Genomic DNA, 20,434 nt, shown 5'->3' with positions numbered 1-20,434 from the left:
TACTCGTACTCACGAGCGCGGCGCTCTGGGGTAGCAAACTCTGAACTATGCGACCAATCAGGACCGTTACCCGCTACGTATCCCGGTACAACCGGGGTCGCTTCGCCCTCGCCCTCGCGGGGATCTACGCGTTTCTCGTTCTCGCGGCGACGATCTACGTGGAGATCGCGGTGCGTCAGCCGGGGAGCGACGGCTTGGAGGGGGTGTTGCTGATCTGGCTCACCGCGCCTCTGTCGCAGCTGGTGATATTCATCCCGCTGCCTGACTCGGAGTTCTCCATGCTGATCTTCCCCGCCGTGGGACTGCTTCAGGCGTGGATTCTCTGGCTGATCGCGAACGGAGGACGCAAGGCCGTGCCTCCGGTGACGGTGTCCGGCGCCGAGATGATCAAGAAGGATCAGGGCTCGTAGCCGGCCATGGCCGTGCCCCTCGGCGATTTTCGGGGGTGTCGCCGAGGGTGCCGGTCCCTCGCTGAGAATTGTCGGCGGGCTTGTCTACGGTGGGTGACAGTCGGTGGCTGTCAGTGGCCGCCGCAGCAGGCTTGGGGGTCGACGATTTCGAAGGGGACCAGGCCGTGGGAGCCGTCCGGCAGGAGGCCGGGGGTTGTGGCCAGCGTGAGGATGCCGTTCTTCCGTTCGGGGCGGAGGTAGCCGCGGGTGTCCAGAAGGGTTTCGGGAGCGGGTGGCGTGGCCGAGGCCAGCACGGTCACGGCGGAGATCGCCGAGCGGTCGACGAGTTCGCCCACCGTGAGGGTTCCGGTGAGGTGGGCGGAGCCGGGGAAGAGGACGGCACGGCCGGCGCCCGAGGTGTGCTCGGCCAGGGCCAGTTCCGCTCCCGCGGCGAGTTCCTCGGGGCCGGTTCGCCGGTCCTCCCAGGCCAGGCCATACCCGGCGGGAAGTTCGGCGGGGAGCGTGTCCAGGGCGAGGCTGATCGCCACGTGCGGGCGGCCGGAGCGGATGAAGTGCGTGCAGGCCAGGGCCGGTCGGCCGAGCAGCGCGATCAGGTCGTGGATCGTGTGCTCGGCCGCCGGGACGTCGGGGCTGCCGGCGTCAACTCCCAGAACGATCATTTCACTTGGTCCGCACCCAGATCGGGTTGGTGTAGAACCAGAGGTCGAGCCACGGGTCGGCGTCCCCGAGCACGTCCATCTTGGGCCCGGCCGGGTCCACCCCGGCGCCGAGCAGGCCGACCTCCGAGCGCAGCCCGTCGGTCCCGCGCACCCGCAGGTAGACCGGCCGGTCGAGGCGCCCGAGGCCGTAGGTGAACCGCACGGTGCCCTTGGCGCCCGCGCCCACCTCGAAGGACTTGACCACCTTGGTGCTGGGCGTGGTGAACACGTCGGGGTCGGCCGCCGGGCCGGTGACGTCACCCTGGATGACGTCCACCCGGGCCAGCACCGGCACGAACTGCGCCCAGTTCGGCTCGGTGGCCAGGTCGATCTCGATGACCAGCTCGACCGCGGTGCCCTTGCGCACGGTCAGCGTGTCCCCGAGGGTCACGCCGTTACGGTCGCCGACCGCCCGCGCCCGCACGTTCAGGCCGGCGATCAGGTGGCCGTGGTCGACCCAGACTCTGCCCGCCCGCAGGCCGCGCATGACGGCCGCGTAGGAGAAGTCCTCGGCGCCGACGCTGGTGCGGCTGTAGAAGCCGGGCCAGAAGTCGCCCGCCGACACCTGGGTGGGCTGGCCGTACACGGGGTCGTTGTAGAAGCCGTTGGCGGGGAAGTTGCTGTTGGGGCCGCGCTGGGCGGTGTCGCCGTAGACGGTGTGCGAGTCGGAGTTGGCGGTGATCCACCACGGCTTGCCCTCGGCGAGCAGGCTGTCCCAGAGGCCGCCGACCGTGGAGGTCATCCAGTCGAAGCCGCCGAACGTGCGGTAGCTCTCCACGGGGTAGCCCGGGAAGGAGGCCGCGCTCGGGCTGCCGCTGTAGAAGCCGCGGCCGCTGCCGGGGCCGAGCGGTGCCTTGATACCGGCGGCCTGGTGGCCGGGCGCGCCCTCGAAGCCGACCGCGATCGCCGGGTCGGCGTCCCGCCAGGCGCGGATCTCGTGCGGGGAGTCGACGCCGCGCCGCGCCGGGTGGTTGGCGAAGAACAGCGCGTCCGGGATGCGGCGGCGGCGCACCTGCTCGCCCAGGAACGCGATACCGGCGACGGCCAGGGCCTCGTTGGCCGGGGTGGAGTCGCCGGCGCCCTTGACCGTGCCGTCGTAGGCGTTCTCGAACTCCTTCAGCACCGCGACCTCGTTGCGGCCCGGGTGCACGAAGACGGTGGCGTGCTCGGCGGCCGGGATGTTCCATTCCAGCCCCTGGAACACCAGGACGTCCTCGTACTCCTCACGTGCCTTGACGATGTCCGGGTTGACCTTCTCCACACCGATCCGCGCGTGCTCGGGGCCACCATGGTCGGTGATGACCATCCAGTCCAGGCCGTACGCGTTGGCGTGCCGCACGTGGTCGATCACGCGGTAGATGGCGTCGCTGCTGTACTGGGTGTGGATGTGGTGGTCGCCCGCCAGCCACTGGTATCCGTACTTCGGCTCCCGCCCGCGGTGGTGGGGGGTGGCCATGGCCGTCCCCGGAAGCGAGGTCGCTCCGACGGCCACCGCGGCCGCCCCGAGCAGTCCGGCCCTGCGCATCAGCGACCGGCGGCTCAGTTCGCCGGAGGTCAGCTCGGCATCCGGAACCGACAGGTCGCCCGAGTGGTCGTGTGGAAGGTTGTTGTTGTGGTGGTGATGGTGGTGGCCCATTGCTGGTCTCCCGTCCCGAATGCTGCTTCAGGTCCGGGACAGCACCCTGATCCCCACGGAAGAACACTGGGTGACGGATGCCACACCAACGGATGAAGTGCTACCGATCGACCTGCCCGACTCGCCAAGGCCCGATCGATCGGTCCGACTCCTGGGTGATGCCGCCAAGCCCGCCCCCGCGGTCTGATCTTCGTGATGCGCGTGGTGGCCATCTGCCGGCAGTGGCGTGGCGCGGCGGCCAGGGGCCGCCGCGCCAATGGTGCGGTGTTTCGGGTGTTCGGGGGTCAGCTCGCGCTGCAGGAGACCGACGGCCAGGTCCAGTTACCGTTGTGCTGGATCGTCACACCCCAGTTGTTGCCGTTGCCGTTGGGCCTGGCGACCAGTTGCTGGGCGGTGGGGTAGCTGGCGCTGATGTTCCAGGTAGCGATGATCTTGGCGGGGGACGGGACGTTCATCGTGACCGTCCAGTTGCTGGAGCCGGAGACCGAGACGTTGAGGTTGTAGCGGTCGCTCCACTGCTGGCCCGCCGACAGCGAGGCGGTGCAGCTGCCGCCGCCACCGCCACTCGGAGGCGGCGTGGTGCCGCCACCGCCGCCACCGGTGCTGCCGCCAATCGTGATGTTGGAGTTTCCGCTGCTCTGGTAGCCCTCAGTGGCGAGGATCATGTAGTCGTGGCTGCCCAGTTGCATTCCCTTGCTGGCCCATGCGTCGAAGTGGTTGCCACTGGTGATGGTCCCACCCGTCTTCTTCGACTGCCGGACGCTCCAGAACTGCTTGAAGGTCCTGGTGCCTTCGATGGAGGGCGCGTTGGTGCGCGTCGTCTCGTAGATGTCGTACGTGCCGCCGTCGCTGGTGACGGTGCCCTTGAATGTTCCGGTGGGCCGGTAGGTGCCCCAGTTGTCGACGATGTAGTACTCGATCAGCGGGTTTCTCGTCCACCCGTAGAGGGTCAGGTACGCGTTGCCTGACGGGTTGAAGCTGCCCGAGTAGGTCACGGCCCTGCGTCCGCCGGTGCTCCAGCCCTTACCGGCGACGAAGTTCCCGGTGTTCTGCCATGAAGTGCTGTAGTTTCCGCCGGACCCCAGTTCCATGGAGACCGTTCCCTGGCTGTCGGTCCAGAAAGAATAGAAGTAGCCGTTGTTGGTGCCGGTCTGGTTCGTGGTGATGGCCGCGTGGGCGACGCCGGGCATCATCGTGATCAGGGCCAGCGCTGCGGCCCAGGCGCCGCCGATGAACAGTCTGGTGCGGCCGTGTCTGCGGCGCTTCGGGCGGGCGGGGGCGTCGTTCATGTGCGTGCTTCCTCCTGCTGAGGGCCGGCCGGGAGGCCGGGCAGCGTGATACGACCCGACGGGAGCAGTCGGTGGCACAGGATGACGGCCGCCGCGCGTAGGCGCCGTACGACGCGGCGGAGTGACCGGCCGTCATGGGGTCGACGACCGGAGGACCAGGTCGCGGGGGGTGACCCGGATCGACAGTGTTTGAGGTCTGTCGATGGCGAGAGTATGTGTCTGAGTTCGTCGAACTGTCAACAACTTTCGGAAATATGTCCGAAACTTGATCTTGATTCAGGATTCATTGAGCGGGCATTTTGCCTGGTAGTTCGTCCTGTCTGGCTGATCAAGTGTGCAGTCGGCCAATGAAAGCCTCTGTTCAACGAGCCAAATCCTGGGCGCCGAGGCCGAAAGTTTCGAAGACTTTCGGCCGTGTTGCGCGCAGGTGTGCCGGGGCCGGCTCAGTGCTCGTCCCAGTGCCCGTTGTGGATGGCGTGGCGGTGGCCGTCGTGGACGTAGTCGACATGATCACCGTGTGGTACGGCGACGTGTCCGCAGCCAGGCCCGTGCTGGTGATCGTGGTCACCGTGAGGGACGTGCCCCGCCGGCTCGCATTCATCGATGTGATCTTCGTGCACCCGGTGCAGGCAACCGTCGTGCACGTAGTCGACGTGATCGGCATGCGGTACGGCGACATGCCCGCACCCGGCCCCATGCACGTGAGTGTGATTCGGATGCGGATGATGTTCGACAGATATGGTCACTGGACTCCACCTCACTGATCAGTTCATTGCTCGACCTCCGGCAAAGCGGCAGATACTCGTCGTCTTCACCGGCAACGTGATTTCTTCCCGAAGCCGGTGCCATTCGGGCAAAGCGCTGGTCTGGTGGTGGCGAATTCCGAGGTCGACCGGCTGGCGAGGCCCCGGGTCGCCCGCCAAGGGGAATCAGGGCGGGTGACCCGGCCATGGCTACCAGCTCGCTTTGGTGATGCCGGGGAGTTCGCCCCGGTGGGCCAGCTGCCGGAACCTGATCCGGGAGAGGCCGAACTTGCCGAGGTGGCCGCGAGGCCGTCCGTCGACGGAGTCGCGGTTGCGCACGCGGGTGGCGCTGGCGTCCCGCGGCTGCCGGCCCAGTTCCCGTACGGCCGCCGCCCGCTGTTCCGGTGTGCCGGTACGGATGACCTCCTTCAACTCCGTACGCCGCGCCGCGTGGCGGGCCACGATGACCTTGCGCCGCTCGTTTGCCGCGATCTTGCTCTTCTTGGCCATCAGATTCGCTCTCCCCGGGCGCGGATCCGGGCGACGGCCTGCTCGATGCCGATCTTGTCGATGGTCTTGATCGCCCGGGCGCTGAGCGCCAGCCGGACGAAACGACCCTCGCTCGGCACCCAGTAGCGGCGGTGCTGGATGTTGGGGTTCCACCGTCGCCGGGTGCGCCGATGGGAGTGGGAGACGTTGTTGCCGAAGACCGGTTTGACGCCGGTGAGCTGGCAGTGGGCGGACATCAGTTCCTCCCGTAGCGCTGGTTGAACCGCTCGACGCGCCCGGCGGTGTCCAGGACGCGGTTGCGGCCGGTGTAGAAGGGGTGGCTCGCGGAGGAGACGTCGACGTCGACGACCGGATAGGTGTTGCCGTCGGTCCACTCGATGGTCTTGTCGCTGGTGATCGTGGACCGCGTGAGGAACGCGAAGTCCGCGCCCGGGTCGCGGAAGACGACCGGGTGGTAGCCGGGGTGGATGCCCTTTTTCAACGTTCCTCCCGGAACAGCACGTGTTGGCGGATGGTCGGGTCGTACTTGCGGAGGGTGAGTCTGTCCGGGTTGTTGCGCCGGTTCTTGGTGGTCACGTACGTGTAGCCGGTCCCGGCGGTCGATCGGAGTTTGATCACCGGGCGGAGCTCGTTTCTGGCCAAGTGGGATGCCCTTCGGTCGAGAAGCTGTGCCATGATAACGACAATCGTTTTCATTTTCGCAACTGGAGGGCTCGTGTCCACCCCCGTCGTCCTCATCGCTGGCCTGTACGCCTCGGCCCGCACGGCCACCGTCGACCGGCTGCTGCAGGACCACCCCGGATCGATCGCCGTGCACCACGACCTGAGCACGATCAGCGAGGACCGCGTCAGCCGGATCGTCCGGGACAGGACGGGTTTGATCGACCTGGCCGAGGTGTCGCTCGCGCACGGCTGCGTCACCTGCACCATCCGCGAGGACCTGCTGCCGCAACTGCTGCAGCTGGCCTCCGGCGCCTCCCTGCTGATCGTGGACCTGTGGGACTCGGTGGAACCTCGCGCGGTGGCCGAGGCGATCGGCTGCGCCGAAACCCGCGACATCCTGCGGCTGACCTGCGTGCTCACCGCCCTCGACGCGGAACGCATGCCCATCGACATCACCCGTGGCGATCGCCTCGCGGGGGTCGGCAAGCAAGCGGCGGGAGGCGACCCGCGCTACCTGGCTGGAGTCCTGGCCACCCAACTCGAGTACGCCACGGGTTTGGTACTGCACGGCGGCGACGAGGAGGACACCGGCCTCGCCCGGGCGGTGGTCGCCCACCTCGCCCCCCTGACGCCGATACACGAGATCGGCACGCTGCCGCACGTCACCGGCGCCGCGCTGTGCACCGCGGAGCTGGCCGAACGCGTCGACCCCGCCACCGCCCAGCTGCCCTGCGACGCCGAGGATGAGGAGATCACCACGGTCGTGTGGCGCCGTGTCCACCCACTGCACCCCACCCGTCTCTTCGAAGCGATGGACGAACTGGTCACCTCATCGGTCCGCTCACGCGGCCGATTCTGGCTGCCCACCGCACCCGACCGGCTGCTCGCCTGGGACGCGGTCGCGGGAGTCGTCTGGCTGGAGGACACCGGACCCTGGCTGGCCGCACTACCCGAGACCGCCTGGGACACGATCTCCCCAGCCCGCCGCATGGCCGCCACCCTGGACTGGCATCCGATCAGTGGGGACCGCGTCCAACACCTGGTCTTCACCGGCCCGGGCCTCGACCACGGCCGCATCCACCAACTGCTCGACTCCTGCCTACTGACCAAGAAGGAGGAAGGAGCCGGCCCCGGCACCTGGGTCGGCTATGACAACCCGTTCGCCCTCATCCTCGATCTGAAGGAGATCGCCTGAAACCGGCCGTCAAAGTTCGGAGCATGAATAATTGAGTGTCATCGCTTGTTCCGACCGAGCGTCGATGTCGGCCTTGTTTGCCTCGACCGGGGACTGGTAGAGGATGTTTCGTGTGTATTTAAGACTGGTCAGTGACTCAGGGGATCCTGATTCGGTGACCCGTGCTGTCGGCAGAACTCCCGACGAAGTGTGGAGAGTCGGCGAGACGTCGCCGAGGAGCGGACGACCGCGCAAGTTCAGCTCCTGGAAGGTGTGCTTCGGGCCGAAGAACATCGTTGGAAGTCCCGATGGCGCGCTGAACGAGCTGATGTCCTGGGGGCTCCCTACGGCTCGTGTCATCAGGGAGTTGGCCACGGAGGGTGGTTGGGAAGCAAGCCTGGTAGTCGTTCAGGAGTTTCGTGATCCGGATAATGTCTTTGAGAAAGGGATAGTTCTGGAGGCGGAGCTGATCGAATGGCTGGCCGTCGCCGGTGCGGCCGTGGACATTGATCAGTACATCTACTACGAATGATCCGCGCGTTCCGGTCAAGCTTGGCGCGAAGAGGTTGCGTTTCGGCGACCCTGAAATATCCGCGAGCTTTCGAGCGAAGGTTCGCTCGTCTGGCCGTGTGGTCGGGGGATGCGGGCCCGTCGAGGCGCCGCAGGGCGTCCTGGCCGCCGAGTTCCGAGGCTGTCTGGCACCCCGGTTCTTACAGGAGCTCGGGCGAGACGTCAGGTGGACCCGCCTGCCACGGCACGACTCACTGACTCACGCCTCTCGGCCAGAGGCGGAGCGCCGGCAGCGATTGCCCTGGCAGTCGGCGTTGCCGGGGTCGTGTTCGAGGGTGGGAATATGGGCGGTTTGTGGGAAATTGTGTGGTTTTTCGGGTGGGGTGGGGGTGCTTGTGATCCGTGGTGGGAGGGTTGCGTAACTGGGATACGTGAGAGAGGGTCCGAATTGCCGGGGAGAGGGTAGTCTAGGGCGGCGAGCGTACACTTGACCGGAAAGTTGACTGTCCAGTTTGGGTGTGTAAGGGCTAACTTCGCATGTCGTAGTGACGAAATTCTGAATTTACGTCGCTATATCTTGACTTATGTGCGTTGGGCCCCTATCTAAGAGTGGGCAGGCGACGGCTGATCACAATGGCGGCATAGATGACAACTGAATCTGGTTCGGGAAGCTCCCGCGAGGAGTACCGCGCGCTACAGGCTGAAGCGTTCAACCGTATCGGTTCCCGATACGACGACGCCTTCCCCCACAAGGAAGGACAGATCGCCGCCGGTGAGTGGCTGATCAAACAACTCCAGCCGGGCGCCCGCGTCCTGGACGTCGGCTGCGGCACCGGCTCCCCGACCGCGCAGCAGTTCGCCGAGGCCGGCTGCGAGGTGGTCGGGCTCGACATCTCCCCGGTCATGCTGGACCTCGCCCGCAAGAACGTCCCCGAAGGCACGTTCCTCCTCCGCGACGTCACCGACCTGGACGACTCCCTCGGCCGCTTCGACGCCGTGGTGGCCTTCTTCGTCCTGCTCATGCTCCCGCGCGCCGAGATCGTCACCGCGCTGAAGAAGATTCACGACGTGCTCAACCCGGGCGGCGTGCTGGCCCTGAGCATGGTCGAGATCGACCTCGACGACGTGCCCTTTCAGTTCCTGGGCGCCCCCGTACGCGTGACGGGTTACCTCCGCGACGAACTCCGCCAAGTGATCGAGGAGGCCGGGTTCACCGTGGTCCTGGAGACCGACATCTCCTACGCCCCGGCCACCACCCAGGCACCCCCGGAGATCCAGCTCTTCCTCAACTGCCGGCGCAACCAGTTCTGAACCGTGTCATGGGACGGGGACTCGCTCTCCTTTCTCAGTGAGGCGATGCGGGCGATCGGGGACAGCCTCGATCCAGAGCAGGCCGTCCGGTTGCTCTGCGAAGCAGCGGTGCCCCGGCTGGCCGACGGCGCCGCCGTCTACCTGGACGGCGGCGCGACGGCCCACCGGATCGACCCCCGGGGCCGCCTGCCGCTGCGCTGGACCGCCGACGAACTGGTCAAACCCGCCCTGGTGGACGGGCTGCTGGTCGTCCCGCTCCGCGCGTACGGCAAGGCGATCGGCTACGCCGTACTGGCCAGGGACCGTGAACGGACCCCGTTCGACGACGCCGATGTGCAGCTGGCGGGCCAGCTCGGCGTCCCGGCCGCGTTGACGATCTTCCACGGCCGGTTGCACCGCCAGCAGCTGGAGACCGTGGAAACGCTCCAGCGCGGCATGCGCCCGGGCCGCCCACCCGCCCTGCCCGGCTTACAGATCGCGTTCCGGTACCAACCGGCCGCGGCCAGGGTGGGCGGGGACTGGTTCGACGTGATCCCGCTGCCGGGAAGCCGGGTGGCCATGGTGGTGGGCGACGTCATGGGTCACGGGCTGGACGCGGCGGCGATCATGGGCCAGCTCCGCACCGCCGTACAGACCCTGGCCTCGCTGGATCTGCCGGCCGAGCAGGTGCTGCACTCGCTGGACGAGATGGCCCAGCGGCTGGCCGCCCAGACCATCACCACCTGCGTGTACTGCGTGTACGACCCGGTGCTGCGGCGGTGCACGATCGCCAGCGCCGGGCATCTGCCCCCGATCCTGGTCGGCCCGGACGGCAAGGCCGAGGTGCTGGCCCCGCCGAGCTGCGCCCCGATCGGGCTGGGACGTACCCCCTTCGAGACCACCGAGATCGCCGCCCAGGACGGCAGCATGCTGGTGCTCTACACCGACGGCCTGGTGGAGGAGCGCGGCGAGGACATCCTGATGGGCGTGGAGCGGCTGCGGCGCAAGCTCTCGGCGGGCGGCCCGATCGAGGACCTCTGCGACACGGTGATCCCGGACGGGCAGGTCGACGACGTGACCCTGCTGGCCATCAAGTTCGAGGGCATCCCCAGCAACGACGTGGCGCAGTGGCTGCTGGAGCCGCAGGTACAGACACCGGGGCGGGTGCGCGGCCTGGTCCGGCGCACCCTGGAGGGGTGGGGACTGGGGCGGCTGGTTCCGGCCGCCGAATTACTCGCCTCCGAGCTGGTCACCAACGCGGTGCGCACCACACCCCGGCCGATCACGGTCCGGCTGCTCCGTACGGACGTGCTGCTCTGCGAGGTCAGCGACGACGACCACCGCATGCCGGTGCTCCGCGAGCCCGGCCATCTCGACGAGGACGGGCGCGGGCTCTACCTGGTGAGCCAGCTCGCGGCCCGGTGGGGGACCAGCCGGGTGGCGGGCGGCAAGACGGTCTGGTTCTCGCTTCCGATCTAGGCGAAGCCGTACCGGCGGGCGAGGCCGGTGATGAAGCGGGCCAGGGCGACGCGTTTGCGGAACAGGTCGGCCAGTTCGGGTCCCGGCTCGTCGGACAGCCGCTCGATCGGGAGGGCCATCCAGAGCGAGCGGATGGTCAGCGCCCCGACGTACCCGAGCATGACCTGCTCGGGGTCGCCGCCGAGCGCCGTCGTGTACGCCTCCAGGATGGTCGAGTGAATGGCGGGCAACTCGGCGGGATCGCCGACACCGTCGTGGAACTGGCCCACCAGCAGTTGCCCGAGGTCGAAGCCGACCGCTGTGGGGGTGCCCCAGCTCCAGTCGATGGCCACGAATTCGGCCGAGTCGTCCAGGGGGACCAGCAGGTTGGCGGGGCTGGCGTCACCGTGGCAGCGGGTACGCGGGAGCCGGGCCAGGGTTTCCAGTACTTCTGGGATGAAGTCGGCCATTGTCAGCAGATCGGTACGGAGCGGGTCGTCTGGGCCGGGCATCAGCGGGTGGCGCCAGATCGCCTCGTCGGCGAAGGCGGGCAGGAACAGGTGGCTGATCGGGCCCTGGTAGATCGCGTGCAGGCCGAGGTCGGGGCCCGGGTCCCCTACCCGGCGCGCGGCGGCGAGCTCGCCGAGCAGCCGCGCGGCCGTCCGGTACCTCCCGATGTCCCACCGGTCCTGGCGGGCGTCGACGTCCTCCAGCCACATCACCAGCCGGTCCTCGCCCAGATCGTCCAACCGGTGCAACCGTGGCAGGCGCAGGCCGGCGGGGAGCGGCTCGTCGGCCAGATAGACGTCCACGTCGGTACGCCACGGGAACCCGGCCACGAAATCGGCCCGGAGCGCCTCCGGCACCGTGTCCAGGCCCGGCCAGTGCTTAACCGACTGCACGGACTTGACCACGAACGACCAGGCACGTCCGGCCGTGGTGGTGCCGCGCACCCGGTACAGCCCGGCGGTGGAGAGCATGTGGGTCGGATGGTGGATCGGCTCGACCCGCTGCTCGGCGATCTCCGCCCGCGGGTCGCCCAGACTCTCCCGGACGAGCTCGGTGAGGTCGGCGGTCAGCGTCATGTTCATGGTCCGATGGTGTGGGGGCCGAGGTGGGGTCGCATGAGTAGGGCCTACTCAAATACTGTCGGGCCTGTGCCGAGCTCATGGCCTTTCGCTGGCCGGTCCGCCGCGCTGGCCGCGCTCCGGTCTGCCTCCCGGGGGTTGGTGGTGGCCGGCCCCGCCGGTGCGGGCAAAAGCCGCCTGGTGGAGCGGGCCGTGGCCGAGGAGCCCGGGGTCGCCTGGGTGCGGGCCACCGCCTCGGCGGCCGAGATTCCGCTCGGCGCCTTCGCCCACCTGCTGCCGCAGGAACCGCCCGCCGGCAATCCGCTGAGCTGGGCGGCCCCGGCCATCGAGGCCGCCACCCTGGTGGTGGACGACGCGCACCTGCTCGACCCGGTCTCGGCCGCGCTGGTGCACCGGCTGGTGCTGGACGGGCGGGTCCGGGTGCTGGCCACGGTACGCGCGGGCGCCCCCGCCCCGGACGCGGTGGTCGCGCTCTGGAAGGACGACCTGGTGCCCCGGCTTGACCTGGAGCCGCTCACGCTGGCCGAGACCGAGCAACTGCTCGCCGCCGCGCTGGGTGGCCGGATCGAGAAGGCCACCCTCACCCGGTTCTGGCGCTCCAGCCAGGGCAACCCGCTCTACCTGCGGGAACTCGTGCTCTCCGGGGTGCTCAGGGACGTCGGCGGGCTCTGGCTCTGGCACGGCCCGCTGGCGCTGACCGCCACTCTGCGGGAGACGGTCGCGGCCCGCATCGGCGAGCTGACCGACCCCGAACGCGACATCCTCGACCTCCTGGCGTACGGGGAGCCGCTCGGCGTGGACGTGCTCGGCCCGCCCGACGTGGTGGAACGCCTGGAGACCCGGCAACTGGTGACCGTGCGGGCCGACGGCAGACGCCTCCAGGCCCGGCTGGCCCACCCCCTCTACGCCGAGGTCATCCGCGAATCGTGCGGCACTCTGCGCGCCCGCTCGGTGCTCCGGCGGCTGGCCGACCTCACCGAGCCGACCGGCATGCGCCGCCGGGAGGACGTGCTCCGGGTCGCCGTCTGGCGGCTGGACGCGGGCGCACCAGGCGACCCTGGCCTGCTGGCCCGCGCCGCCGACCAGGCCAGGGCGGTCCGCGACCTGGCCTTGGCCGAACGGCTGGCCAGGGCCGCCATCGAGTCCGGCGGCGGCTTCGCGATCCGGCTCAGCCTCGCCTCCATCCTCGCCTACGCCGACCGGTACACCGAGGCGGAGCAGGTGTTCCGGGAGCTGGCCGAGTCCGGAATCACCGGCGAGCGCCGGGTGGACTACGCCGCCGCCCGGGCGTTCAACCTGCTGCAGGGCATGGGACGGCTGAACCAGGCCATGGCCGTGCTGGACGCGGCCGACGGTGACGATCTCACCATGGAGGCGCGGCAGGGGCTGTTGTTCGTGGGCGCGGCGGTGAGCGCGCTCGCCGGCGACCCCGCCGACGCCATCCGCCGCCTGGAGGCGGCCGAGCGGCTAGGCCCGCCGGGGCGCCGCGGACGCATCGCCGGCGGGGTGACGCGCGCGATGATCCTGAGCTCGGCCGGGCGGGTCCGCGAGTGCCGGCACTGGATCGAGGATCTGATGACCGATCTGGAGGAGGTCCCGATCGGCATGACGGCCTCGCTGATCGAGTCTCGGCTGCGGAACGCCCTGCTCACCGGTGACCTGGCCGAGGCGGGGCGGCTGGCCGAGCACGGACGCGGCGAGGATGGCTGGGCCCGGTCCAGCGTGACGTTCGGGGCCTACACGGCGCAGGTGCTCCGGCTGCGCGGCGAGGTCAGGGCCGCGCTCGACACGGCCGCCGAGGCCGCCGCGCTGCTGCCGGAGCGGAGCAGCTTCGGGGGCCCCTGCCTGGGGGAGCTCGCGCACGCGCAGGCGCTGCTGGGCGAGGTGGACGCGGCCGAGGCCACCCTGCGCCGCGCCGCCGCCGCGGTCATCCCCACCGGCCCGCACGCCCTGATCCCGCTCCGGATCGCCGAAACCTGGACCCGCGCGGCCAGGGGCGACCTCATCGGCGCCGTCGCGACCGCGCTCACCGTCGCCGACTGCCCCCTCCCCGGCTACGCCATGATCGGCCTGCACGACGTGGTCCGTCTTGGCCACCCAACCCTGGCCGCCGACCGCCTCACCGCCCTCGCCGCCGAAGGTCCCTTCTACCCCCTCCTGGTACGGCATGCCACCGCCACCACCCCCGCCGAGCTGGACGAGGTCGCCAGCGGCTTCGAATCCTTCGGCATGCCCCTGCTCGCGGCCGAAGCCGCCGCCCGCGCGTCCCTGGCGTACCGGGAGAAAGGGCTGGCGCGCGGCGCGCGGGCGGCCGAGACGCGGGCCTGGACGCTGACCCGGCGCTGCCAGGGGGCACGGACCAGCGCGCTGCTCGACCTTGAGGTGCCCGGGCTCACGCCGCGCCAGCGGGAGGTCGCGGTGCTCGCGGCCCGGGGTCTGACCAACCGGGAGATCGCCGAACGGCTGGTGCTGTCGATCAGGACCGTGGCCAACACGCTCTACGCGGTCTACGAGAAGACCGGCGTCAACGATCGGGCCGCGCTCGCGGAACTGCTCGCCGAATAACACCGGGAGTACGGTTTGCCGACGCTTGGGTGACGCGACCGGCCTTTCCGCCGGACCTCTCGTCGTACGGGGGAGAACACCGTTGCAGATGGAGGCGAACCATGAAGGCACGTCTGGCCGCGCCATTACTCGTGATCTCCGCCCTGCTCCTGGGGGCCTGCGGGGGCGGCGGGTCCGAACCGGCCGACCGCGGTGAGCGCGCCGCGCCCGCGCAGGCCGCCGATCCCAACCTCGCGCCCAGGGAGGTTCCCCCGGCCTCCATGGTGTCCACGTTCGCGCTGGACGTGGACACCGCCTCGTACGGTTACGCCCGCCGCACCATCCAGGAGGGGCGGTGGCCGGAGGCGTCGCAGATCAGGACCGAGGAATTCGTGAACGCGTTCCGGCAGGACTATCCGGAGCCGGAGGGCAACGGGTTCGCCGTTCACGCGGACGGGGCCCTGCTCGGGGAGCGGGAGGCGGTGGTGCGGATCGGCATGAGCACCCGGCGCGCCGGGAACGCCGAACGCCGCCCGGCCAGCCTGACTTTCGTCGTGGACGTGTCCGGGTCCATGAGCGAACCGGGGCGCCTGGACCTGGTCAAGGACGCGCTGCACGCCCTGGTCGACCAGCTCATGGCCGGTGACCAGGTGGCCCTGGTGACCTTCAGCGAGCAGGCGCGGGTGGTCGCGCCGATGACTCCCGTCGCCGAACGCGCCGAACTGCACCGCGCCATCGATTCGCTTGGCATCGAGGGCTCCACCAACCTGGAGGGCGGCCTGGTCCTCGGCTACCAGGAAGCCTCCCGGGAGTTCCGCTCCGTCGCCACCAATCGGGTCATCCTGCTCTCCGACGGGCTGGCCAACACCGGCTCCACCTCCTGGCAGGCCATCCTCGACCGGGTCGCCGAGTACTCCCGCAAGCAGATCACGCTGCTCACGGTCGGGGTCGGCCGCGAGTACGGCGACACGCTGATGGAGCAACTCGCCGACAACGGCGACGGCGCGGCCATCTACGTGAGCACCTCCGAGGAGGCCCGCAAGGCCTTCGTCGAGCAGCTTCCCACCACGCTCGACCTGCGCGCCCGCGACGCCAAGGCCCAGGTCGCCTTCAATCCCGGCGTGGTCGACTCCTACCACCTGCTCGGCTACGAGAACCGGGCGCTGGCCGCCGAGGACTTCCGCGACGACTCCCGCGACGGCGGTGAGGTCGGCCCCGGCCACTCGGTGACCGCCCTCTACCGCGTCCGCCTCCGCCCCGACGCCACCGGCCAGCTCGCCACCATCACCGTCCGCTGGCTCGACCCCGACACCCGCCGCCCCGCCGAGGTCTCCCACTCCCTCGACACCTCCGCCCTGGCCCCCGACCTCTGGACCACCACCTCCCCCCGCTTCCAGGTCACCGTCCTCGCCGCCGCCCTGGCCGACTACCTCCGCACCCACGACACCTTCACCCACCTCCCCCTCCCCGCCCTCACCACCCGAGCCACCGAACTGGCCACCACCACCGAAGACCCCGCGGTAGCCGAACTCGCCGACCTCCTCACCCGCACCGCCTCACTGAGCTGACCCGATTCCGCAAACCTGGGCCGAAGCGGCGTGACAGGATGGGGCCAGTGAGCGGTATCCGGCGGTGGCGTGACAGCGGGCATCTTGAGCGGGCGATCGAAACCGCAGGTGGGGGGAGCGGTTTGACGCGGAGACCCGGCGGCTAACCGAGGAGGCGCAGGGATGGCAGCTTGCGGAGGTGCGCAAGCGGCAAGGGCTGACTCGGGTGCCCGATCGCATGGGGCACGAGCGTGGAACTAACGATTACAGCCAGGTGCCTGGTGTCCTATACACTGGCGTGGCACCGCGATCGAGGTTCGGTCCGGTGTTTGGGTAAGGGGCTATAGCGCAGCTGGTAGCGCACCTCCATGGCATGGAGGGGGTCTGGGGTTCGAGTCCCCATAGCTCCACCATGGCTGTCTTACTCGAACCCTGGCCCTCTAGGGCTAGGTCGAGCAAGCCAGCCAAGGTCCAACCACCCAAAAGCCGTCTTCCGCCCCCTTACTCCACCGTGAGCGTCCGCGCCCGACCCGCTCTCAGCATGGCGTTGGTCCAGCTCCGCGACAACGAGCCAGCCGTTGCTCACCGGGGGTGCCGGAGCGTAACAATTGACCCATGAGTTCCCTGGGGGATCGCTTGGCTGCCGCCCGTAAGCGGCGTGGCCTGACTCAAAGTGAACTGGCATCGCTGGCAGGCGTGTCGCTCTCCCTCATCAGGAAGATCGAGCAGGGGGAACGGCCAGACACCCGGCTGGAAACCCTGCGGAAGATCGCCAAATCCCTTGGTGTCGCGACTACCACGCTCATAGGTGAGCGTCAAAGCGTGGCGGGAAGCGTAACTGACCCGCAGTGGCAGCAAGTCATGCGTGCCATGACAGGCCAGGATGACGCGACAGGCGATCCCCTGCCAACAACGGGCGGTCTTGATTCGGCAGTGACAGCAGCCGTACGGCTCTACCACCTCGACAACTACCGCGAGCTGGCCACCGTGCTGCTCCCGCTGGTGACCGAAGCCAACGCGCTTGTGGCTGCACAAGAAGACGAGGCAAGTACGGCGCTGGCACTGCGCGCTCGTGTCATGCAAGTCGTCGGTTCGCTCGCCACGCAAACCCGCCATTTCAAGGCCTCAGAGCTTGCTCTGGGCATTGCCCTGCGCGATGCCCAGGACACGGGCGACGACATTGAGGCGGCTTCCGCTGTCATCACCCAGTGCTGGCTCCTGCTGCGCCAGGGCAAATTGGATGAGGCGCGGGAGCTCGCCACCCTGTGGGCGGACCGCATCGAACCCCGGATGTCGCGCGCCACCGACCGGGAGGTCGCCGCCTGGGGGTGGCTGCTGCTACGTGGCTCTGCGGCGGCCATTCGTGACAACCGCGCGTCCGAAGCCGAGGACTTCATGCGGCTGGCGCTCGCGGGCGCAGTCCGGATCGGCCGCGAACACGGCAGCTACCACGAGTACTTCACCACGTTCGGCCCGGCCACCGTTCAGATGAAGAACGTCGAGAACGCCATCATCGATGCCAACCCCGCCAAAGCGCTGCGGCTAGCACAACAGATTCCGCAGGCAGCGAATCCGACCAGCGACAATCTCAACCGACATCTGCTCGATGTCGCCTATGCCCACGTGCAGCTGCGGCAGTACGGGCAGGCGCTTGAACTTCTGTCCAGGATTCGGTGGGATGCTCCCGAATGGCTGCCGCACCAGCGTTACGCCCATGACATTCTCGCCACCATCACGGGCAAGCGCCGCACCCTCACCGATGAGATGCGCGACCTCGCCGACTTCATGGGGCTGGACCTATAAGGTCTGTGGTACTTCGGCACGGGCCGCGCGGCAGAGTGCCACTGACAGGCTAAGGGCCGAGCGCCAACGTATTGTCCATGACGGACACGCGCTCCCGGACAGCCGGCCAATGGGCGTACCAAAATCCGGCCCTTGCTGCGGCCAGAGCCGCCGAGCGGTTGCGACACCAGCTTGAGAATCTGGGGATTGTCGGGCACGTGCGGGCGGCTGAATTCATCGCGCTCATATCCGTGCGCCCGGAACTAGTGGTGTGGACCGACGGCCACTTTTACAGCTGGTGGGCTGGGAAGACAGACGTCCGAACCGGTTACAAGATTTACCTTTGGGTCCCGGCTACCAATCCGGCGACCAGCGCTCGTCACATCGCGTTGCGCTACCGGGCAATGGACCAGGCCCGTCCGTCATCCTCTGTTGCCTCTTAGCGCAACCTTCGCGAGGCCCGTTCTGCGCGCCGTCACGGCATCCCTTTGATGGTCACCCCCTGATTGGAGTGAGTGTGTTCGCGTTTCCCCTCGATACAGAGGTGGACCGGGAAGGACCACTGCCGATGTACCAGCAGATCGCCAACATGTTCCGGGCGCAGATCAAGAGCCGGGTACTCAAAGACGGCGACATGCTCCCCAGCGAAAAGGAGATCGCGAAGCGCTACGGGGTCGGTCTCAAAACTGCCAATAGGGCAGTGAGAGTTCTCCGCAATGAAAGCCTGGCCTACATGGCGCAGGGCTACGGGACCTTCGTCGGCCAGCGCTCCAGCCGTCTCTCACCTGTGCCTTGCCGCAGGAAATCCATCTACCGGACAATCGCTGATGAGATCATCTCCGATATCCGGGGAGGAACGTTTCTACCCCTTGACCAGCTCCCCAGCGAAGACCGATTCGCCAGATGCTATCAAGTGAGCCGGGGCACCGTCCGGCAAGCTATGGCTCTCCTGCGCGATCTGAGTTGGGTATTTACCGTCCCCTGCAAGGGGACGTTCGTCGAGCATGAGGATAACTGGCCGGGGGCTACTGGATAGTCCCATGCAAATGATCCAGCCTGGTGATCTTGATCTCTCACTGGGCTGGCTGTCTTCTTCGTTGGCCAGATCGAGATCGCTCTGGGCTTGCCCTGGGGCCTTGCATACCAGCTCAAGAGACCAAGATGCGTCTCACCTGCCCCAATCTGGGACACGGGAAAGTTTGCCCCATCCGCAGTAAATCCGTTCATGGATCACGATGAATTGTTCATCGCCAAAGAAGGCGAACCCTGCGCAAGGGGGTTTTGTTAGAAAGCGATCAAACCGTTGACTAGTACCTGCTTTTGCTATATTGTCCAATCCTGCGCTTCCCTATCCAGCTTTCTATTCATAAACATGAATAAAGAGCCGGGTTAGGGAAGCGTAGTACCTACCCGAGAAGGGATCGTCGTGAAAGCGGCGATATTACCACCGCGGGGCAGGCGTGGCCTGATCTTCGCAGTAGTACTGACCCTCCTAACAGGGGGTCTGATCGTCATGAATACCAGTCCCGCGAAGGCGGCCACCGGTGACATCTTGCCGCCGTTCGACCTCGGACAGACGTGGAACATCTGTCAGGGATACAACGGACCCGTCTCCCACACGGGTACATCGGAGTACGGACTCGACCTGACCGGCGCGGGCTGCAACAACTCTGCTGCCGGGAGGAACGTTCGTGCCCCGATTGGCGGCACGGTGTCCTACTACCAGGCCAGCTACGGCAACCTGTGTGTCAACATCGCAGGAGGCAGAAGCTACACACTCACCCACATCGACAGCTCCATCACGAGCGGTTCGGTGACGGCGGGTCAGCTGGTGGGCACGGTCGCTGCGGCCGGTAACCGAGGTAACAACAACCTCGCCCACATTCACTTCCAGATGTGGGGTGCCTCGAACTGCTACAACAGCTCGGTCATCCCCTTCGACACCGCACACGGCACCCGCATCTGCGGAGCACCTGACCTGACGCCAACCGGTCCGAACGGCGGCAACGGAACGTGGAGCGGTACGTCGTTCACGGGGGCAGATTGCAGCAGCGGTCTTGGCCAGATGGGTCCCAAGGTCCCCCTGGACGACTTCGGCATCTACCGTGTCATCAACGGCACTGGCTACTGGTACGTCAAGCGCAACGATGGTACAAACGCAACCACGTACGCAGTCAACGGTTGGGCGCATGGCGGCTGGGCGGGAGACATCCCGCTTTCCGGCGACTTCAACCGTGACGGAATCTCTGACTTCGTCATCTACCGCATCGAAAATGGTTTCGGTACCTGGTATGTCATGGACGGTCGCCAAAACGGTGCGCACCTCGCCATTTGGGGCACGCAGTTCGGTCAGCCAGGCGACATCCCGGTGGTCGGCGATTTCACCGGCGACGGCTACGCCGACTTCGGTGTGTGGCGCAACGGTACGTGGTACATCATCAACGGCACCAACGGCCAGCCCACTGCCACCTACGGAGCGTACTTCGGCCAGCCCGGAGACGTCCCGCTCGTAGGCGACTTCAACGGCGACAAGTATGCCGACTTCGGTGTCTGGCGCTCGGTCGGCGGTACCGGCTACTGGTACTTCATCAATGGCACCAATGGCCAGCAGATCCCCTGGATGTGGGGTCAAACGCATGGCGGCTGGGCGCAGGATGTTCCGGTAGTGGCCGACTTCAACGGCGATGGGTATTCCGATGCGGGTATCTATCGCCCGGTTGGTGGTACGGGGTACTGGTACGTCAAGAATGGAGTCAACTTCGGTTCCATGATCATCAACGGCGCCATGCATGGCGGCTGGAACGGCGACGTTCCATTCTCCGGCAACTTCGGCTGATACCACTGCAATCAATAGCCGATAAATAGCTCCTAGCGGGAAGGCCTCCGGTCTCGTGCCGGGGGCTCTTCTCTTTTTAATGAGAAGCCCCGGTCCGAAGATCGGACCGGGGCTAAGAAGCCGAAGCGCTAACCTGGATCTTTCGTGATCTTCCCGTGGTCGGTTGAATGGTCCGGCTGAGCGTTGATTGCGTGATCGGGTCAGTGTTGTGGCCCGGCTGTCGTGCCGGGTTGACGGGGATCCACGGGCCCGCGGT

At 67.7% G+C, this 20,434-nt stretch carries 19 protein-coding genes and 1 tRNA gene; 12 read left to right on the top strand and 8 right to left on the bottom strand.

Annotated elements, in window-relative coordinates:
• The first annotated feature begins 47 nt into the window (after positions 1-47).
• Positions 48-410, top strand: coding sequence for an SCO4225 family membrane protein (locus KIP79_RS42720; protein ID WP_214110772.1), 363 nt, complete (start codon positions 48-50; stop codon positions 408-410).
• Positions 411-520: 110 nt separating this feature from the next.
• Here the strand turns inward: KIP79_RS42720 and KIP79_RS42715 are convergent, their stop codons facing one another.
• From KIP79_RS42715 to xynA, 3 genes are all read right to left on the bottom strand, one after another.
• Entirely contained in the window at positions 521-1,069 is a 549-nt protein-coding gene (locus KIP79_RS42715; protein WP_214110771.1) for a hypothetical protein, read from the bottom strand.
• Position 1,070: 1 nt separating this feature from the next.
• On the bottom strand, positions 1,071-2,744 hold the full coding sequence (locus tag KIP79_RS42710) for a PHP domain-containing protein (RefSeq protein WP_214110770.1): 1,674 nt from the start codon (positions 2,742-2,744) through the stop codon (positions 1,071-1,073).
• Positions 2,745-3,028: 284 nt separating this feature from the next.
• On the bottom strand, positions 3,029-4,033 hold the full coding sequence (gene xynA / locus KIP79_RS42705) for an endo-1,4-beta-xylanase XynA (RefSeq protein ID WP_214110769.1): 1,005 nt from the start codon (positions 4,031-4,033) through the stop codon (positions 3,029-3,031).
• A 458-nt stretch (positions 4,034-4,491) separates the two neighbouring features.
• Between xynA and KIP79_RS42700 the strand changes: the two genes are divergently transcribed.
• On the top strand, positions 4,492-4,797 hold the full coding sequence (locus KIP79_RS42700) for a hypothetical protein (protein ID WP_214110768.1): 306 nt from the start codon (positions 4,492-4,494) through the stop codon (positions 4,795-4,797).
• A gap of 189 nt (positions 4,798-4,986) precedes the next feature.
• Here the strand turns inward: KIP79_RS42700 and rpsN are convergent, their stop codons facing one another.
• The 4 genes from rpsN to rpmG are packed head-to-tail and all read right to left on the bottom strand — an operon-like array spanning position 4,987 to position 5,928.
• Positions 4,987-5,286, bottom strand: a complete 300-nt coding sequence (rpsN, locus tag KIP79_RS42695) for a 30S ribosomal protein S14 (RefSeq protein ID WP_214110767.1) — start codon at positions 5,284-5,286, stop codon at positions 4,987-4,989.
• Positions 5,286-5,522, bottom strand: a complete 237-nt coding sequence (gene rpmB, locus KIP79_RS42690) for a 50S ribosomal protein L28 (RefSeq protein WP_214110766.1) — start codon at positions 5,520-5,522, stop codon at positions 5,286-5,288. The genes rpsN and rpmB overlap by 1 nt, the downstream gene beginning before the upstream one ends.
• The gene (locus KIP79_RS42685) at positions 5,522-5,767 is read right to left on the bottom strand and encodes a type B 50S ribosomal protein L31 (protein WP_214110765.1); all 246 of its coding nucleotides are present in this window, start codon (positions 5,765-5,767) and stop codon (positions 5,522-5,524) included. Before KIP79_RS42685 ends, rpmB begins: the two co-directional genes overlap by 1 nt.
• A complete protein-coding gene (gene rpmG, locus KIP79_RS42680) occupies positions 5,764-5,928 on the bottom strand; it encodes a 50S ribosomal protein L33 (protein ID WP_214110764.1) in 165 nt (54 codons plus the stop codon). The genes KIP79_RS42685 and rpmG overlap by 4 nt, the downstream gene beginning before the upstream one ends.
• Positions 5,929-6,001: 73 nt before the next feature.
• Between rpmG and KIP79_RS42675 the strand changes: the two genes are divergently transcribed.
• The 4 genes from KIP79_RS42675 (at position 6,002) to KIP79_RS48000 (ending at position 10,402) form a co-directional block, all read left to right on the top strand.
• Complete coding sequence (locus tag KIP79_RS42675) at positions 6,002-7,144, top strand: CobW family GTP-binding protein (RefSeq protein ID WP_214110763.1); 1,143 nt, start codon at positions 6,002-6,004, stop codon at positions 7,142-7,144.
• Between the two features lie 103 nt (positions 7,145-7,247).
• Entirely contained in the window at positions 7,248-7,655 is a 408-nt protein-coding gene (locus tag KIP79_RS42670) for a DUF4279 domain-containing protein (protein WP_250214781.1), read from the top strand.
• Between the two features lie 623 nt (positions 7,656-8,278).
• Positions 8,279-8,944, top strand: coding sequence for a class I SAM-dependent DNA methyltransferase (locus KIP79_RS42665; RefSeq protein WP_214110761.1), 666 nt, complete (start codon positions 8,279-8,281; stop codon positions 8,942-8,944).
• Between the two features lie 3 nt (positions 8,945-8,947).
• Positions 8,948-10,402 carry a SpoIIE family protein phosphatase gene (locus KIP79_RS48000; protein ID WP_214110760.1) on the top strand — a complete coding sequence of 485 codons (1,455 nt, stop codon included), beginning with the start codon at positions 8,948-8,950 and terminating at the stop codon, positions 10,400-10,402.
• On the opposite strand, the gene KIP79_RS42655 is transcribed toward KIP79_RS48000, so the two are convergent.
• Positions 10,399-11,472, bottom strand: coding sequence for a phosphotransferase (locus tag KIP79_RS42655; protein ID WP_214110759.1), 1,074 nt, complete (start codon positions 11,470-11,472; stop codon positions 10,399-10,401). The genes KIP79_RS48000 and KIP79_RS42655 overlap by 4 nt on opposite strands.
• Before the next feature lie 66 nt (positions 11,473-11,538).
• Here KIP79_RS42655 and KIP79_RS49905 point away from each other — a divergent pair, with 66 nt between their 5' ends.
• From KIP79_RS49905 to KIP79_RS42625, 6 genes are all read left to right on the top strand, one after another.
• The gene (locus KIP79_RS49905; protein WP_214110758.1) at positions 11,539-14,034 is read left to right on the top strand and encodes a helix-turn-helix domain-containing protein; all 2,496 of its coding nucleotides are present in this window, start codon (positions 11,539-11,541) and stop codon (positions 14,032-14,034) included.
• A gap of 101 nt (positions 14,035-14,135) precedes the next feature.
• The gene (locus KIP79_RS47990) at positions 14,136-15,581 is read left to right on the top strand and encodes a vWA domain-containing protein (RefSeq protein WP_214110757.1); all 1,446 of its coding nucleotides are present in this window, start codon (positions 14,136-14,138) and stop codon (positions 15,579-15,581) included.
• Positions 15,582-15,897: 316 nt separating this feature from the next.
• Positions 15,898-15,973: transfer RNA gene (locus tag KIP79_RS42640), tRNA-Ala, on the top strand.
• A 202-nt stretch (positions 15,974-16,175) separates the two neighbouring features.
• On the top strand, positions 16,176-17,363 hold the full coding sequence (locus tag KIP79_RS42635; RefSeq protein ID WP_214110756.1) for a helix-turn-helix domain-containing protein: 1,188 nt from the start codon (positions 16,176-16,178) through the stop codon (positions 17,361-17,363).
• A gap of 547 nt (positions 17,364-17,910) precedes the next feature.
• Positions 17,911-18,378, top strand: a complete 468-nt coding sequence (locus KIP79_RS42630; protein ID WP_214110755.1) for a winged helix-turn-helix domain-containing protein — start codon at positions 17,911-17,913, stop codon at positions 18,376-18,378.
• Between the two features lie 477 nt (positions 18,379-18,855).
• Positions 18,856-20,178 carry a VCBS repeat domain-containing M23 family metallopeptidase gene (locus KIP79_RS42625; RefSeq protein ID WP_214110754.1) on the top strand — a complete coding sequence of 441 codons (1,323 nt, stop codon included), beginning with the start codon at positions 18,856-18,858 and terminating at the stop codon, positions 20,176-20,178.
• The last annotated feature ends 256 nt before the right edge of the window (positions 20,179-20,434 follow it).

Source organism: Acrocarpospora catenulata, from assembly GCF_018476525.1.
In the GTDB taxonomy this organism is placed as follows: domain Bacteria; phylum Actinomycetota; class Actinomycetes; order Streptosporangiales; family Streptosporangiaceae; genus Acrocarpospora; species Acrocarpospora catenulata.
The sequence above is the reverse complement of the archived record's forward strand: the minus strand, read 5'-3'. Positions and strand labels throughout refer to the sequence as shown.

Bases quoted from the DNA above. Each gene is read 5' to 3' on its own strand.
- KIP79_RS42715 (WP_214110771.1), bottom strand. From the start codon at position 1,069: ATGATCGTTCTGGGAGTTGACGCCGGCAGCCCCGACGTCCCGGCGGCC.
- KIP79_RS42665 (WP_214110761.1), top strand. From the start codon at position 8,279: ATGACAACTGAATCTGGTTCGGGAAGCTCCCGCGAGGAGTACCGCGCG.
- KIP79_RS42635 (WP_214110756.1), top strand. From the start codon at position 16,176: ATGAGTTCCCTGGGGGATCGCTTGGCTGCCGCCCGTAAGCGGCGTGGC.
- KIP79_RS42625 (WP_214110754.1), top strand. From the start codon at position 18,856: ATGAATACCAGTCCCGCGAAGGCGGCCACCGGTGACATCTTGCCGCCG.
- KIP79_RS42670 (WP_250214781.1), top strand. From the start codon at position 7,248: ATGTTTCGTGTGTATTTAAGACTGGTCAGTGACTCAGGGGATCCTGAT.
- xynA (WP_214110769.1), bottom strand. From the start codon at position 4,033: ATGAACGACGCCCCCGCCCGCCCGAAGCGCCGCAGACACGGCCGCACC.
- KIP79_RS42710 (WP_214110770.1), bottom strand. From the start codon at position 2,744: ATGGGCCACCACCATCACCACCACAACAACAACCTTCCACACGACCAC.
- KIP79_RS47990 (WP_214110757.1), top strand. From the start codon at position 14,136: ATGAAGGCACGTCTGGCCGCGCCATTACTCGTGATCTCCGCCCTGCTC.
- KIP79_RS42655 (WP_214110759.1), bottom strand. From the start codon at position 11,472: ATGAACATGACGCTGACCGCCGACCTCACCGAGCTCGTCCGGGAGAGT.
- rpsN (WP_214110767.1), bottom strand. From the start codon at position 5,286: ATGGCCAAGAAGAGCAAGATCGCGGCAAACGAGCGGCGCAAGGTCATC.
- KIP79_RS42630 (WP_214110755.1), top strand. From the start codon at position 17,911: ATGTACCAGCAGATCGCCAACATGTTCCGGGCGCAGATCAAGAGCCGG.
- rpmB (WP_214110766.1), bottom strand. From the start codon at position 5,522: ATGTCCGCCCACTGCCAGCTCACCGGCGTCAAACCGGTCTTCGGCAAC.
- KIP79_RS42720 (WP_214110772.1), top strand. From the start codon at position 48: ATGCGACCAATCAGGACCGTTACCCGCTACGTATCCCGGTACAACCGG.